The sequence below is a fragment of the Streptomyces sp. Tu6071 genome (genome assembly GCF_000213055.1).
GTDB lineage: Bacteria > Actinomycetota > Actinomycetes > Streptomycetales > Streptomycetaceae > Streptomyces > Streptomyces evansiae.
The window spans coordinates 2,464,684-2,479,931 of record NZ_CM001165.1 but is presented as its reverse complement, the minus strand read 5'-3'; the positions used below and the strand labels follow the sequence as shown (position 1 = coordinate 2,479,931).

Genomic DNA, 15,248 nt, shown 5'->3' with positions numbered 1-15,248 from the left:
GTCCCTCCCCACCCCCGGGCACACCCGGTCCACCCCCCTCCCCACGGCGGTACCCCTCACCATGTCCGAAGCACTCCTCACCGCCGGTGGCGGCGGGGCCCCCGCCGGGCCCGCGCCCGGGGCCCGCACCTTCTGGCGACGCCTGCGCGCCCGCCGCTCGGCGCTCCTCGCCGCGGGCGTCGTCCTCCTCCTCGTCCTCGTCGCCGTCCTCGCCCCGCTGCTCACCGCGCTCGAAGGCCAGGACCCGACGACGTACCACCCCTCGCTCGTCGACTCCGCGACCGGCGGCGTCCCGATCGGCTCCTTCGGCGGCGTGAGCGGCGGCCACTGGCTCGGCGTCGAACCGCAGACGGGCCGCGACCTCTTCGCACGCCTCGTCTACGGCGCCCGCGTCTCGCTCGGCATCGCCTTCTTCGCCACGACGCTCCAGGTCATCCTCGGCGTCGTGCTCGGCCTCGCGGCGGCGCTCGGCAACAAGCTGGTCGACCAGCTCATCAGCCGCGTCACGGACATCACCGTCGCCCTGCCGATGAACATCCTCGCCCTCGCGCTGCTCGCCGTGGCCCCCGGCTTCCTGCCCCGCGCCGTGCTGCTCGCGCTCATCATGGGCCTCATCGGGTGGACCGGGACCTCGCGCATCGTCCGCGCGCAGGCCAAGTCGCTCGCCGCGCTCGACCACGTCGCGGCGGCACGCCTGAGCGGCTGGAGCACGTGGCGCATCGCGCGCCGCGAACTGCTGCCCTCGCTCGCCGCGCCCGTCATCGGCTACACCGTGCTGCTCTTCCCCGGCAACATCATCACCGAGGCCGGGCTCTCCTTCCTCGGCGTCGGCATCATCCCGCCGACCCCCTCGTGGGGCCAGATGATCACCGACGCCAACACGTGGTACCAGGCCGCGCCCACCTACCTGCTGCTGCCCGCCGGGCTGCTCTTCCTCACCGTCCTCTCGCTCACCGTGTTCGGCGAGGGCGTGCGCACGGCGCTCGACCCGCGCGCCGAGTCCCGGCTCGCGACGGGCACGCGGAAGCTGCGCGGGCGGCTGCGCGGCGAGCGCGCGAAGAGCGCGGCACAGGCCCGTACCGGCGCGGAGAGCGCGGCCGGTCCCGGCACCGGCGCGGGGAGCGCGGCTCCCACCGGCGCGGGGAGCCCGGCCGAGCCCCGTACCGGCGCGCAGGCCCCCGTGCCCGCCCCGCGCGACGACGAAGGTGACGCCCGATGACCCGCTTCCTGCTCCGGCGCCTCATCGGCGCGCTCCTCGTCCTGCTCCTCCTCTCCGCCCTCGTCTACGCGCTCTTCTACGTCATCCCGGGGAACGTCGCCCAGACCATCTGCGGCCCGCGCTGCTCGCCCGCGCAGGTCGCGCAGGTCCACGACAGGCTCGGGCTCGGCGACCCCGTGTGGGCCCAGTACTGGCACTTCCTCCAGGGCATCTTCGCCGGCCGCGACTACTCGACGGGGACGGGCAGCGAGCACTGCGGCGCGCCCTGCCTCGGCATGTCGTACCGCAGCGGGCAGCCCGTCACGACGCTCATCGCGGACAAGCTGCCCGTCTCGGGCTCGCTCGTCGTCGGCGCCTTCGTGCTGTGGCTGGTCCTCGGCGTCGGGACGGGCATCCTCTCCGCCTGGCGGCGCGGACGGCCCACCGAGCGCGTCCTCACCGGCATCACGCTCGCCGGGACCGCGACGCCCGTCTTCGTCATCGGGCTCGTGCTCATCATCGTCTTCTGCTCCACGCTCCAGTGGCTGCCCTTCCCGACGTACGTGCCCTTCGGGCAGGACCCCGAGCAGTGGGCGTGGAACCTCGTCCTGCCCTGGTTCTCGCTCGCGCTCATCGAGTCCGCGAAGTACGCGCGGCTCACGCGCGGCGCGATGCTGGAGACCCTCGCCGAGGACCACGTGCGCACCTTCCGCGCCTACGGCGTCAGCGAGCGCTCCCTCGTCGTGCGGCACGCGCTGCGCGGCGCCCTCGCGCCCGTCATCGCGATGAGCGCGCTCGACGTGGGCACGATGTTCGGCGGCGCGACCCTCACCGAATCCCTCTTCGGCATCCCCGGGCTCGGCCGCGCGCTCGTCCAGGCCGTGCAGGTCTCCGACCTGCCGGTCGTCGTCGGCGCCGTCCTGGTGATCGGCTTCTTCGTAGTCCTGGCCAACGCCGTCGCGGACGTCCTGTACGTGGTGGCCGACCGACGGGTGACCCTCGCATGACCGTTTCCGATGAGCTTCTGCTCGAAGTCCGCGACCTCACCGTCGACTTCGGATCGCTGCGCGCCGTCGACCACGTCTCCTTCAGCCTCCGCGCCGGGGGCGCGCTCGGCATCGTGGGGGAGTCCGGGTCCGGCAAGAGCGCGACCGCGTACGCCCTCCTCGACCTCCACCGGGGGACGGGCGCCCGGGTCGGCGGCAGCGTGCGCCTCGCCGGGACCGACGTGCTCACCGCCCCCGAGCGCGAACTGCGGCGGCTGCGCGGCGGGAGCGTCGCCATGGTCTTCCAGGACCCGCTCTCCTCGCTCGACCCGTACCACGCCATCGGCGACCAGATCGCCGAGGTGCACCGGCTGCACAGCGGCGCCTCGCGGCGGGCCGCGCGCGCCCGCGCCGTCGACGTCCTCGACCGCGTCGGCATCCCCGACGCCGCCCGGCGCGCCCGCTCCAGGCCGCACGAGTTCAGCGGCGGGATGCGGCAGCGCGCGCTCATCGCGATGGCCCTCGCCTGCGAGCCGCGCCTCCTCGTCGCGGACGAGCCCACGACCGCGCTCGACGTCACCGTGCAGGCCCAGATCCTGGACCTCCTCCACGAACTGCGCACCGACGAAGGGCTCGGGCTCGTCCTCGTCACGCACGACGTGGGGGTCGCGGCGGGCAGCGTCGACGACGTCCTCGTCATGAAGCAGGGGCGCGTCGAGGAGCGCGGGCCGGTGCGCGAGGTGCTGGGCGCGCCGCGCGCGCCGTACACGCGCGCCCTGCTCGGCGCCGTCCCGCGACTCGACGGGCCCCCGGCCCGCAGCCTCGCCTTCGAGGGCGAACCCCTCGTCACAGCACGGGAGTTGACCAAGGTCTACGGGCGCGGGCCGCGCGCCGTCACCGCGCTCGACGGCGTCTCGCTCACCGTGCGGCCCGGCGAGAGCGTCGGCATCGTCGGAGAGAGCGGCAGCGGCAAGACGACCCTCGGGCGCATGCTCGTCGGGCTCCTCGAACCGAGCGCGGGCACCGTCGCCTACGGGGGCGCGGCGGCGGCCCGCGACGGGCGCCGCCCCGCCGTGCAGATGGTCTTCCAGGACCCCGCCTCCTCGCTCAACCCGCGCCGCAGCATCGGCGAGTCGATCGCCGACCCGCTGCGCGCCCGGGGCGACCGCGACGAAAGCGCCCTCCGCGCCCGCGTCGACGCCCTCCTCACCCGCGTCGGGCTCGACCCCGCCCACTACGACCGCTACCCGCACGAGTTCAGCGGCGGCCAGCGCCAGCGCGTCGGCATCGCCCGCGCCCTCGCCCCCGAACCCGCCGTCCTCCTCGCCGACGAGGCCGTCTCGGCGCTCGACGTCACGACCCAGGCGCAGGTCGTGGCGCTGCTCGACGAACTGCGCCAGGAACTCGGCCTCGCCCTCGTCTTCGTCGCCCACGACCTCGCCGTCGTCCGCCAGGTCAGCGAACGCGTCCTCGTCCTGCGCGCGGGCAAGCTCGTCGAGGAGGGCCCGGTGGAACGCGTCTACACGCACCCCGCCGACCCGTACACGCGCCGCCTCGTCGACGCCGTCCCCGTCCTGGACCCGGCGGACGCGGCGGAGCGGCGGGCCCGGCGGCGCGCGGCGCGCGCGGAGTCGGGGCGGGCGGCGCCCGCCGGAGTGTGACGGCGCACGGCGGCGGAGGCTCTTCGCGCTTCGGCTCCGGAGGCCCGCGGGAGTCCGGCTCCGGAGGCCCGCGGGAGTCCGGCTCCGGACGCCTGCGGGAGTACGGCTCCGGACGCCCGCGGCGCACGCCGTCGGTACGCCGCCGAACGGAGCAACCCCGCGCGCCCCGACGGGGGCGCCCGGGGGGCCTCGCGCGCACGTAAGCCCGCTTTCGCGCCCTAAAACGCCCCCGCCCGGGATTGGTTACGACTCTTCACCCCTTCCGGTGGTCCGACGGACAACCGTCCGCCGGACCACCCATACCTGCGCATACCTTCGTCCCGCTGTGGGTCGCCGACCGAAGGGCGGCCCCGTGACCGGGAGATCGGGGGTGCGCGCCCGTGCGCATAGGACTGCTGACCGACGGCGGCTATCCGTACGTCAACGGCGAGGCGAGACTCTGGTGCGACCGCCTCGTGCGCGGTCTCGACACCTACGCGTTCGACATCTACGCCTTCAGCCGCGGCAGCCGTCAGGAGGACCTCGGCTGGGTCCGCCTGCCCGAGCACGTCCACCGGGTCCGCACCGCCGCGCTGTGGGACGCGCCCGAGGAGTGGCCGCGTCCCGGCCGCCGCGTGCGCCGCGAGACGCTGGAGCACTTCGCGGCGCTCGCGACGACCGCGTGCGCGGCGACGGCCCCGCCCGCGCCCGCGCTCCCCGCGCCCTCCGCGCAGAGCCGGGCGAAGGCCCCGGGCGGCCTCCTCGGCCTCACCGCGCTCGCCGGGATCGCCGCCGCCTCGCCGTCGCCCGGCGCGTCCCCCGCGCCCGCCCCGCCCCCGACGAGTCCCTTCACCGAGGCCCTGCTCGGCCTCACCGCGCTCGCCCAGGACCACGGCCCGCTCTCCGGACTGCTGCGCTCCGAGGCCGCCGTGCGCGTCCTTGAGGCGGCCTGCCGCGCGACGGGCGCCGTCCCCGCCGCGCGCCGTGCCCGCGTCCCCGACCTCCTCCTCATCGCCGACCTCCTCGAACGCGCGCTGCGCCCGCTCGCCCTCGACTGGTACGACGAGGACGGACTCGGCGGCGTCGGCCTGTGCCACGCCACGACGGGCGGCATCGCCGCGCTCCCGGGGCTCCTCGCCCACCACCTCCACGGCGTCCCGCTCCTCGTCACCGAGTACGGCGTCCGGCTGCGCACCCTCTACCTCGACGGCGCCCGCCACCTCGACGAGGACGAGGCGACCACCGCCCGCACCCTCGGCGCCCCCGTCCGCGCCGTGCTCGGCGGCTTCCACCGCGCCCTCGCCGCCGACGTCTACCGCGCCGCGTCCCTCATCACCCCGGGCAACGCCCACGCCCGCCGCTGGCAGGAACGCTGCGGCGCCGACCCCGCGAAGCTCCGCACGGTCTACCCGGGCATGGACGCGGAGCGTTTCGCGGGCGTCGCGGGAGCCTCGCCGAGCGGCACGCACGGCGGCGAGTCCGCGCGGGCGCGGGGCGCGGCGCCGGTACGTACCGGCGGCCCCGCCCCCGTACGGGCGCCGGGCGCCGGGCCCCTGGGCGACGAGACCGCCGCCGACGCGGGCTCCGCCGACGCCGTCGAGGTGCGGATCGCCTACGTGCCGGGCGAGGTCGAACCGCTCGGCGGGCGCCCCCGGCCGTACGAGGGCGCGGGGGAGCGGCGCGCGCCCGTGCTCGGGCGGGCCTTCGCGCGCGCTGACGCCGCGCCCCGGCCCGCCCCGCCCACCGACGAGAACGCGCCGCGCAGCGGCTGGGACCTCGTGTGGGTCGGACGGATCGAGCCCGCCAAGGACCTGCACACGCTCCTGCGCGCCTTCACGACGGTGCACGAGGCCGAGCCGCGCGCCACACTGCGGCTCGTCGGCACCGCCGAGGACGACGCGGCCCGCGCCTACCTCGACTCCTGCCGCGCCCTCACCGCCGAACTCTTCCCGGCCGACCCCGCGGGACGCCCCTGCCCGGTCCGCTTCGACCTCGACCTCGACCCGCAGAGCGGCGGCGCGGAGCCCGGGGCCGACTCCGGGCCCGTGTCCGATTCCGGGGCCGAGCCAGATTTCGGGGCCGAGTCCGATTCCGGGTCCGAGTGCGAGCGCGAGCGCGAGTCCGGGTCCGGCTCCCCGTCCGGGTCCGCGCCCGGCGCCGCTCTCGACCTCGCCGAGGTGTACGCGGGCGCCGACGCCGTCGTCCTCTCCAGCACCGTCGAAGGCTTCCCCATCAGCCTCGTCGAGGCCATGTTCTGCGCCCGCGCCACCGTCTCCACCGATGTCGGCGCCGTGCTCGAAGTCGTCGGCGGCACCGGCGTCGTCGTCCCGCCCCGCGAGCCCGCCGCGCTCGCCGCCGCCTGCCTCGGGCTGCTCCGCGACCCCGAGCACCGCGCCCTGCTCGGCGCGGCGGCCCGCGCCCGCGCCCTCGAACTCTTCACCGTCGAGCAGAACACCGCCGCCTTCCGCGCGATCTACGACGGCCTCACCGCGGCACCCTCCGCGCTCCCCGGACCGCGCGCCGAGACCCTCGTCCCCGGCGCCCGCACCCCGTCCCGGGCCGCCCGCGACCTGACCACGACCGGGCGCGCCCTGGAGGCCACCCGATGACGCGCCCTGGAGGCCACCCGATGAGCAGCCCGACCCGCCCGCACACGGGTACGGCCGAGGGCGGGCGGCAGGGGTCGCCCGGCCCGGACCCCGCGGCCCCGGCCCCCGAGCCGTCCGCCGACCCGGGCCCGCCGCCCGCCGCCCAGGCCCCCGCCGTGGACCCCGTCAAGAGCCTCATGCTCATCCACCACGACCTGTGCGCCGACGCCGTCGACCCGCTGGAGATCGCCGCCGGGCTCGAAGCGCGCGGCGTCACCGAGCGGACCGCGCGCGCCTACCGCCACCGCGACGTCTTCGCCCTTGCCGAGGAGATGTACGCCCGCGTCCCGCACACCGAGGACCACGCCGCCGCCGAACTCCACGCGCCCCCCGCCACGCCCCGCGCCCGCGGCCCCCGCGCCCTCGCCCGCCTGTTCCTCCTCCCGCTCCCCGCCGTTCTCGCGGCGGCCGGGCTCGCCGCCTGGCCGCACACGGCGGGCAGGCCCCGCCTCGCGCTCGCCGCCGCGACGGGCATCGCCGTCCTCCTCGCCCTCCGCGCCTGCCTGCGCCGGGGCCCGCTCGGCAGCCGCTTCCCCGCCGCGCCCGGCACCGTCGCGTACGTCCTGCTCCTCCTCGCCGCCGCGCTCTACGGCGAAGGGCTCATCTCCCAGGCGATCAGCGGCGGCCCCGACGGCTCCTGGGCCCCGCGCACCGCGCCGCTGCTCGCGCTGCTCGCCTCGCTCGTGCCTGCCGCCGCGTGCGTGCGCGCCTTCCGGCGCGGCGCCGGACGGCGCCTCGGCAGCAGCCGCAGTCTCGACGACTTCGCCGCCGCCGTGTGGCCGCTCCTGCTCGCGCTCTTCGCGCTCTACCTGTGCACCCTGTGGGGCCTCCTCGGCGTGAGCGCCGCGACCCTGCACCAGGCCACCGGGCTCCTCTCGGCCGGGAGTCTCGGCGCGCTCCTGCTGCTCGCCCGCCTCATGGTCCAGCACGGCAGGGCCGAGGCCGCGCGGGCGGCGCTCCTCATCGCCTGCGCCGGGCAGTTCCTCGCCCTCGCCTCGCTCTTCGCCTCGCGGCTCCCGGGCGCCGCCGCGCTCGCCACCCCCGTGGAACGCCTCACCGCCCTCGGCGGCACGGGAGCCGTCCCCGCGCTGGCCTGCTCGCTCGCGGTCCTCACGCTCCTCGTCCGCACCGTCCCCGCCCTCTCCCGCGCCTCCGCGCACGCGAAGGCCGCCGCGGAGACGCCGGGCGCACCCCGGTGACCCCTCAGCCTTTCCCCCCTCCCGCGGAGCCGACACCGCGGGCCGAACCGACCCACGGCACCACGCCCGAAGGAGAACGCGCCATGACCCCCACCCTCACCACCACCGGAGGTGCCCGATGAGGGTTCTGCTGATCGGAGCCGGCGGCTACCTCGGCCGCTTCGTCGCCGACCGCCTCCTCGCCGACCCGGCCGTCCAGCTCACCGTCCTCGGCCGCGGCGACGACGCGGACGTCCGCTTCGACCTCGCCACCGGCAGCCCCGGAGCGCTCACCCGCTTCTTCGACGCCGTCCACCCCGGCGTCGTCGTCAACTGCGCGGGGACGGTACGGGGCGGCGCGCGCGACCTGACCCGGCACAACACCGTCGCCGTCGCCACGATCTGCGAGGCGCTGCGGCGCAGCGGCTGCGGCGCGCGCCTCGTCCAGCTCGGCTGCGGGGCCGAGTACGGGCCGAGCCAGCCCGGCTCCTCGACCGCCGAGGACGCGGTGCCCCGCCCCGGCGGCCCGTACGGCGTCAGCAAGCTCGCCGCGACCGAACTCGTCCTCGGCTCCGGGCTCGACGCCGTCGTCCTGCGCGTCTTCTCGCCCGTCGGCCCCGGCACGCCCGCCGGGTCCCCGCTCGGGCGGCTCGCCGAGGCGATGCGGCGCGCCATGCAGTCCGGGGACACCGAGCTGAAGCTCGGCGGGCTCGGGGTGCAGCGCGACTTCGTCGACGTGCGGGACGTCGCGCGCGCCGTCCACGCGGCCTCGCTCTCGGCCGCGCAGGGCGTCGTCAACATCGGCTCGGGCCGTGCGGTACGGCTGCGCGAGGCGGCGAGCATCCTCGCCCGCGTCGCCGGGTTCAACGGCACCCTCCACGAACTCGACTCGCCCCCCGGCTTCGGCCCGGGGCTCCCGATCCGCGAGCACCACGGCGGCCACGGCCCGCTCCGCCCCGCGATCGGGCACCCGCGCGGCGACTCCGACCACACCCTCTCGGCGCCCGCCGCCCCCCACCCCTACCCCGACGGCTGCGGCCCCTGGCAGCAGGCCGACGTGCGCACCGCCCGCGACCGGCTCGGCTGGCGCCCCCGCATCAACCTGGAGGAATCCCTCGCGGACATCTGGATGGAGGCGGCATGCCGGATGTGACCGGCCCGGCTGACCGCACGGGCCGGACCGCTGCCCCGGGGCGGGACCACGACGGCGCGCGCGCCGGTGGCTCCGCCCCGGGGGAGGGGGCGGTCGCGTGAAGAAAGAACCACGGGCGTCGCTCGGCCACGGCAGGCGCCGAATCGTATCTGCGGAGCCCGGGGACGGGGGCGGGGGCGAGCGGGTGCCCGGGGGCGGGCCGGTGCGGAAGGGACCGGGGAACGGGGGACAGGCCGCCGGGGCGGTACCTCTCCCGGGCGCCGCCGCCTCCCGCGCCGAGGGACCGCCACCCGCCGGGGCGCCCGGCCGCGTCCTTCCCGGCGGGGCTCCCCGGCGCGCCCTCCCCGGCGTCCCGCCGGACCCCGCCGCCGCTGCCGCCCGCGTGCGCCTCGCCCTGCCCGCGCTGCCGCACCCGCTGCTCGCGCCGGGGGAGTGGGCGGAACCGCTGCGCGCGGACGCGGGTGTCCACTGGGCGGTCCTCGACGTGGACAACGGCCCCGGACAGCGGCCCGACCCCGACTGCCTGCTCGCCGCCGGGCGGATCAGCAACGCGCGCAGGCGGCGCGGGCCCGGGGCCGCGCTCGTCCTCGGGCGGCTCGACCTCGCCCACGGGGCGGCCAACCCGCACCTCGTCCTCGCGCAGGCCCGCGCCTGGCGCGACTGGTACCGCGTCGACGGCTACTACGTGCGCCGCTGCCCGTCCGACGCGGGCCGGCTCCCCGCCGTCACGAGCCTGCTCGCCCGGGTACGGGCCCTCGGCCCGGCCCACGTCGTCCTCGGCCACGGCGTCCACCCGCACCCCGGCTACGCGGACCTCGCCGCGCAACTCGTCACCTTCGCCGGGCCCTGGAGCCGCTACCGCTGGTCGCGGCCCCCCGAGTGGACCGCGGACCTTCCCGCCGACCGCTTCTGCCACCTCGTCCACTCGCTCCCCGCGACCCGCGTCGACGAGGCGCTGCGGCTCGCCCGCTGGCAGGGCGCGGGCACCGTACTGCTCACCGACCGACGCCCCCGCGAGCCCCAAGAGGAGGGCGAAATGGGGGTATTCGCGGCACTGCCCGGCTACTGGGACGAAATCGTCTCGCGGAACGGACGTGGTGTCTCGGAATGAAAAGCGGCATGGCACTGTTACGGGCAGAAACAGTCTTCCGAAAAACCGACCAACGGAGTTGCCGTGTCGCTGCCACCCCTGGTCGAGCCAGCCGCTGAGCTCACCGTCGATGAGGTCCGCAGGTACTCGCGCCATCTGATCATCCCGGATGTCGGGATGGACGGACAGAAACGGCTCAAGAACGCCAAGGTCCTCGCCGTGGGCGCGGGCGGCCTCGGCTCGCCGACCCTGATGTACCTCGCGGCTGCCGGGGTGGGCACCCTCGGCATCGTCGAGTTCGACGAGGTCGACGAGTCCAACCTCCAGCGCCAGATCATCCACAGCCAGGCCGACATCGGCCGCCCGAAGGCCGAGTCGGCGCGCGACACGGTCAAGGGCATCAACCCGTACGTGAACGTGGTCCTGCACGAGGAACGGCTCGAAGCCGACAACGTGATGGACATCTTCAGCCAGTACGACCTGATCGTCGACGGCACCGACAACTTCGCGACCCGGTACCTCGTCAACGACGCCTGCGTGCTGCTGAACAAGCCGTACATCTGGGGCTCGATCTACCGCTTCGACGGCCAGGCGTCCGTCTTCTGGTCCGAGCACGGTCCCTGCTACCGCTGCCTCTACCCGGAGCCCCCGCCCCCCGGCATGGTGCCCTCCTGCGCCGAGGGCGGCGTCCTCGGCGTGCTGTGCGCCTCGATCGGCTCGATCCAGGTCACCGAGGCCATCAAGCTCCTCGCGGGCATCGGCGACCCGCTCGTAGGGCGCCTGATGATCTACGACGCCCTGGAGATGAAGTACCGCGAGGTCAAGGTCCGCAAGGACCCCGACTGCGCGGTCTGCGGCCCGAACGCCACGGTCACCGAGCTCATCGACTACGAGGCGTTCTGCGGCGTCGTCTCCGACGAGGCGCAGGAGGCGGCGGCGGGCTCGACGATCACGCCGAAGCAGCTCAAGGAGTGGATCGACGACGGCGAGAACATCGACATCATCGACGTCCGCGAGCCGAACGAGTACGAGATCGTCTCGATCCCGGGCGCGCGCCTGATCCCGAAGAACGAGTTCCTGATGGGCAACGCCCTCCAGGACCTCCCCCAGGACAAGAAGATCGTCCTGCACTGCAAGACCGGCGTCCGCAGCGCCGAGGTCCTCGCCGTCCTCAAGTCCGCCGGCTTCGCCGACGCGGTCCACGTGGGCGGCGGAGTGATCGGCTGGGTCAACGCGATCGAGCCGGAAAAGCCGGTGTACTGACCTGGCACGGGTCACCCCGGACGCGGCCGAGCGCCCTCCTCCCGCTCTTGAAGCGGGTGGGGGGCGCTCCGCTTTCCGGGGTTCACGGGAGTCGGGGCACTGGTCGCCGGGAGGCGGTCCGTGCTGCACTAGCTCGGTGGACGGAGCCCTGGCGAGCCTCGTGGGTGTCGTGGGCACTCTGCTCGGCGCGTGCGCGACGTTTCTGTTCCAGCGGAATGCCGCAGACCGTGCGGAGGCCCGCGCCCGGGACCGGATCGCCCGCGAGGAGCGCCTGACCGCGTACGGGGGCTTCGCCGAGGCGGTTGTCGCCTACCGCCGCGCACAGTACGACCCGCACCACCGGCCGGGCGACGAGGGGGGCGCTCACGGAGGCGTATCACTGCCGACTGCTTGCCCAGCAAGCCCTCCTCCGCGTCCAGTTCGTCACCGACGACCCCCATCTCGTCCGTCTCGCGGAGCGCGCGCTCGACGTCACCGCCCGCGTGGCCGGCGCGGCGGACAGGACCGGGCTCGTGGAGCGCGCCGAGCAGGCGAAAAGGGCGCTCGGGCTCTTTGTGAGCCGTGCCCGCGAGCACCTCGGTGGCTGAGACCACCCGCAGTGAGCGCAGCACCGAACCCAACCCCTCCGGCGGAGCCCTGAGGCGCCGGGCACAAGGATCAGCCCCTCCGGCGATTGAGGAGCGGGGTTCGGGGCGGAGCCCCGTGACGGCGCCGTCGTCAGCGGCACTTCGTGCCGGGGCGGGGGATTTTGCCGCGTACCAGGTACGCGTCCACCGTGTCGTCCACGCACCGGCTCCCGCTCCCGTACGCCCCGTGTCCCTCCCCGTGCCACACCAGCTCGACGCCCACGTCCTCGCCGAGTTCCCCCGCCATGCGGGCCGCTCCCTCGAAGGGGGTGGCCGGGTCGCCCGTGTTGCCGACGACCAGGATCGGCGGGGCGTCCGGGGCGGAGACCTCGGGGGTCGTGCGGTCGCCCTTCGCGGGCCAGTCGTGGCACCAGCCCGCCGTGTCCCAGCCGAGGAAGGGCCCGAAGACCGGGGAGATCGCGCGGAACTCGCCGAGGCGGTCCCGGGCCTGGGCCGCGGTGGGGCGGGTGCGGTCGTCGGCGCAGGAGATGGCGCGCTGGGCCTGGGCCTGTTTGCCGTAGTGGCCCTCCGGATCACGGTCGTTGTAGGAGTCGGCCAGGGCGAGGAGTGGTCCGCCGTCCCCCGCGCGGGCGGCGTCGAGCGCTCGCGTCAGCTGGGGCCAGGATCCCTCGCTGTACAGCGGCGAGACGAGACCCGTCACGGCCAGCGACTCCGTCAGCTCGCGCCCCTTCCCGGCGGGGAGCGGGTGCGCGTCGAGGTCCTTGAGGAGTGCGGCGACCTTCGCCGTGCCGGCCTTGGGGTCCTCGTGGAGCGAACGGAAGTAGTCGTTCAGGGCCCGCTGGAAGCCCCGCGCCTGCCCCTTCGCGTGCTCCACCGTGTCCGCCGCCGGGTCCACGACCGCGTCGAGCACCATGCGGCCCACGTGCCGCGGGAAGAGGTGCGCGTACGTGCCGCCCAGCTCCGTCCCGTACGAGACGCCGAAGTAGTCGAGCTTCGCCTCGCCGAGGACCGTACGGAGCAGATCGAGGTCCCGCGCGGTGTTCGCCGTCGTCAGCTCCGGCAGCAGCGCGCCCGTCGTCCTGGCGCAGCTCTTCCCGAAGGCGCTCGCGTCCGCGAGGAAGGCGCGCTCCTCGGCCGGTGTGTCCGGGGTGAGGTCGACGGTGCGCTCGGCGCGCGCCACGGCCGCGTCGTCGCGGCAGTCCACCCGCGCGCTGCCGCCGACGCCCCGCGGGTCGAAGCTCACGAGGTCGTACGCGCGGTGCAGCGTCCCGTAGCCCGGCGCGAAGAGCGGCAGCAGGCTCACGCCCGAGCCGCCCGGCCCGCCGAAGTTGAAGACGAGCGCGCCGCGCCGCTCACCCGTGGCCGCGCCGCGGATGACCGCCATGCGCAGCGTCTTCCCCGTCGGCTCCGCCCAGTCCACCGGCACGGTCAGCTTCGCGCACCGCCACTCCCGCCCTGGCGCCGCGTACCCCTCGGTGGCCCCGCACTTCTTCCACGCGAGCTTCTGCCCGGTGAGCGCGCGGGGCAGCCCGGGGGAGGCGGAGGCGGAGGGCGTGGGCGACGCGGACGGGGAGCCCGGCCCCGCGTTCCCCGGCGGTTCCCCCCGCGAGCCGTCCCCCGTGCACCCGCCCAGCACCGCGAGCACCGCGAGCACGAGGAGCGTCACGGCCCCCCGCCGTCCCCGCGCTCCGCCCCGGCGCGCCGTCCCGTGCCGCCGCACAGCCCCCGTACCCCGCACGTCCCGCTCCCGTCCCCGTTCCCGCGAGGGAAACCCGCGGGCACCGCGCCGCCCTGACGCGGTGTCCGTCATCGTACGAGTCACCACTGACAGTCAGCGGTCCGTCACGCTGCGGAGGTCACCCGCACACGGTCCCCGCCTTCGGCACCGTCCCGTTCAGCAGGTAGCCGTCCACCGCCTTGCGCACGCACGCGTCCCCGCTGTCGTACGAGCCGTGTCCCTGGCCCTTGTACGTGATCTCGACGCCGACGCCCTTGCCGAGCTGCTTCGCCATGCGCGCCGCGCCCTCGTAGGGGGTGGCCGGGTCGCCCGTGTTGCCGACGACGAGGATGGGCGGGGCGCCCGGCGCCGAGACGTCGGGGTGCGAGGCGGCGCCGCGCACGGCCCAGTCGGTGCAGCTGACGAGGGACCAGGCGAGGAAGTCGCCGAAGAGCGGCGACGCCTCGCGGAACTCGGGCAGCTTCTTCTCGACGTCCGCCATCGAGTACCGCTCCTTGTCGTCGGCGCAGTTGATCGCGACGTTCGCGGCGGTGATGTTGGAGTAGCTGCCGTCCTCGTTGCGGCCGTTCATCGCGTCGGAGAGCGCCATCAGGACGCGCCCGTCGCCGTCGTACGCCTGCTGGAGCCCTTCGCGCAGGTAGGGCCAGTAGTCCTTGGAGTAGAGGGCCTGCGCGATGCCGCCCGTGCCCGCCGACTGGGTCAGCCGGCGCTCCCCGAGGCCGGGCAGCGGCTTGGTGTCGAGGTCCTTCAGGAGCTTCGCGACGCGCTTCTCGATCGCGTCGCGGCTGTTCCCGATCGTGCAGTCCTCGCCCTGCTTGACGCAGTCGTCGGCGAAGTTGTCGAGCGCGAGCTGGAAGCCCTTGGCCTGGCCGAGGGAGCCCTGCTCGCTGTTCTCGGTCGGGTCCACGACGGCGTCGAAGACGGCGCGGCCGACCTTCTTCGGGAAGAGGTGCGCGTAGACGCCGCCCAGCTCGGTGCCGTACGAGATGCCGAAGTAGTTCAGCTTCTTGTCGCCGAGCACCTGCCGCAGGAGGTCCATGTCGCGCGCCGCGTCGATCGTCGAGACGTGCGGCAGGACCGCGCGGGAGTTCTTCTCGCACGCGGCGTTGAAGTTCTTGGTGCCGGTGACGAACTCGTTGCGCTCGGCCTCGTCGTCGGGGGTGTTGTCCTGCGCGAAGTACTGGTCGAGCTGCTTGGGGTTCTCGCACTCCACCGGCGCGCTGCGGCCGACGCCGCGCGGATCGAAGCTCACGAGGTCGTAGCGGTCGCGCAGGGTCTCGTACGTGTCGCCGAAGGCCGGGAGCGTCGCGACGCCCGAGCCGCCGGGGCCGCCGAAGTTGAAGACGAGCGAGCCGATGCGCTTGCCCTGGTCCTTCGCCTTCGCGCGGATGAGCGCGAGGTCGATCGACGCGCCCTTGGGTTCCTTCCAGTCGAGCGGCGCCCGCATCGTCGCGCACTCCCACCGCGTGCCGCCCGGCAGGGGGGACGGCTTGTCGCCCGTGCCCTGGGCCTGGTCGGGGGCCGGGCAGCTCTTCCAGCTCAGCGACTGACCGCGCGGATCGCTGCCGCTCGCGCCGTTCGTCGGCCCGTCGCCGCCCCCGCCGCTGTCGTCGGAGCAGGCGGTCAGGGACACGGCCAGGCTCAGCCCTACGAGGGCGACGGCCCCGGCGCGCGGCCTGGCGCGGCGGGAGGAGCGGCGGGGCGGGAGCGAGTGAGGCATGGGACCCATCCTGGGGCTGGTACGGGGGAGGCGCTCGGGGCGGGGGC

The 15,248-nt window shown here is 75.5% G+C and carries 11 protein-coding genes; 9 read left to right on the top strand and 2 right to left on the bottom strand.

Going from position 1 to position 15,248, the window contains the following annotated elements:
* Positions 1-61: 61 nt before the first annotated feature.
* The 9 genes from STTU_RS09995 to STTU_RS34605 all read left to right on the top strand — a co-directional run bounded on the left by STTU_RS09995 (position 62) and on the right by STTU_RS34605 (position 11,743).
* Positions 62-1,219 carry an ABC transporter permease gene (locus STTU_RS09995; protein ID WP_007822338.1) on the top strand — a complete coding sequence of 386 codons (1,158 nt, stop codon included), beginning with the start codon at positions 62-64 and terminating at the stop codon, positions 1,217-1,219.
* A complete protein-coding gene (locus STTU_RS09990) occupies positions 1,216-2,205 on the top strand; it encodes an ABC transporter permease (RefSeq protein WP_043254718.1) in 990 nt (329 codons plus the stop codon). Before STTU_RS09995 ends, STTU_RS09990 begins: the two co-directional genes overlap by 4 nt.
* Positions 2,202-3,845 (top strand): dipeptide ABC transporter ATP-binding protein, encoded by a 1,644-nt coding sequence (locus STTU_RS09985; RefSeq protein WP_043254717.1) that lies wholly within the window; start codon positions 2,202-2,204, stop codon positions 3,843-3,845. Before STTU_RS09990 ends, STTU_RS09985 begins: the two co-directional genes overlap by 4 nt.
* A 380-nt stretch (positions 3,846-4,225) precedes the next feature.
* The gene (locus tag STTU_RS09980) at positions 4,226-6,433 is read left to right on the top strand and encodes a DUF3492 domain-containing protein (protein ID WP_007822332.1); all 2,208 of its coding nucleotides are present in this window, start codon (positions 4,226-4,228) and stop codon (positions 6,431-6,433) included.
* Between the two features lie 20 nt (positions 6,434-6,453).
* On the top strand, positions 6,454-7,671 hold the full coding sequence (locus STTU_RS09975) for a hypothetical protein (RefSeq protein WP_007822326.1): 1,218 nt from the start codon (positions 6,454-6,456) through the stop codon (positions 7,669-7,671).
* Positions 7,672-7,789: 118 nt separating this feature from the next.
* The gene (locus STTU_RS09970) at positions 7,790-8,803 is read left to right on the top strand and encodes an NAD-dependent epimerase/dehydratase family protein (protein ID WP_007822324.1); all 1,014 of its coding nucleotides are present in this window, start codon (positions 7,790-7,792) and stop codon (positions 8,801-8,803) included.
* Positions 8,804-9,005: 202 nt separating this feature from the next.
* A complete protein-coding gene (locus tag STTU_RS09965; protein ID WP_234019200.1) occupies positions 9,006-9,914 on the top strand; it encodes a spherulation-specific family 4 protein in 909 nt (302 codons plus the stop codon).
* Positions 9,915-9,977: 63 nt separating this feature from the next.
* Positions 9,978-11,156 (top strand): adenylyltransferase/sulfurtransferase MoeZ, encoded by a 1,179-nt coding sequence (moeZ, locus tag STTU_RS09960; protein ID WP_007822320.1) that lies wholly within the window; start codon positions 9,978-9,980, stop codon positions 11,154-11,156.
* Positions 11,157-11,458: 302 nt separating this feature from the next.
* Positions 11,459-11,743 (top strand): hypothetical protein, encoded by a 285-nt coding sequence (locus STTU_RS34605; RefSeq protein ID WP_007822317.1) that lies wholly within the window; start codon positions 11,459-11,461, stop codon positions 11,741-11,743.
* 130 nt (positions 11,744-11,873) lie between these two features.
* Here the strand turns inward: STTU_RS34605 and STTU_RS09950 are convergent, their stop codons facing one another.
* Together STTU_RS09950 and STTU_RS09945 are read right to left on the bottom strand one after the other, a co-directional pair.
* Positions 11,874-13,409 carry an alpha/beta hydrolase gene (locus STTU_RS09950; RefSeq protein ID WP_043254715.1) on the bottom strand — a complete coding sequence of 512 codons (1,536 nt, stop codon included), beginning with the start codon at positions 13,407-13,409 and terminating at the stop codon, positions 11,874-11,876.
* A 190-nt stretch (positions 13,410-13,599) separates the two neighbouring features.
* On the bottom strand, positions 13,600-15,201 hold the full coding sequence (locus STTU_RS09945) for an alpha/beta hydrolase (RefSeq protein WP_007822314.1): 1,602 nt from the start codon (positions 15,199-15,201) through the stop codon (positions 13,600-13,602).
* Positions 15,202-15,248: the final 47 nt, after the last annotated feature.

Bases quoted from the DNA above. Each gene is read 5' to 3' on its own strand.
- STTU_RS09995 (WP_007822338.1), top strand. From the start codon at position 62: ATGTCCGAAGCACTCCTCACCGCCGGTGGCGGCGGGGCCCCCGCCGGG.
- STTU_RS09990 (WP_043254718.1), top strand. From the start codon at position 1,216: ATGACCCGCTTCCTGCTCCGGCGCCTCATCGGCGCGCTCCTCGTCCTG.
- STTU_RS09985 (WP_043254717.1), top strand. From the start codon at position 2,202: ATGACCGTTTCCGATGAGCTTCTGCTCGAAGTCCGCGACCTCACCGTC.
- STTU_RS09975 (WP_007822326.1), top strand. From the start codon at position 6,454: ATGAGCAGCCCGACCCGCCCGCACACGGGTACGGCCGAGGGCGGGCGG.
- STTU_RS09970 (WP_007822324.1), top strand. From the start codon at position 7,790: ATGAGGGTTCTGCTGATCGGAGCCGGCGGCTACCTCGGCCGCTTCGTC.
- STTU_RS09945 (WP_007822314.1), bottom strand. From the start codon at position 15,201: ATGCCTCACTCGCTCCCGCCCCGCCGCTCCTCCCGCCGCGCCAGGCCG.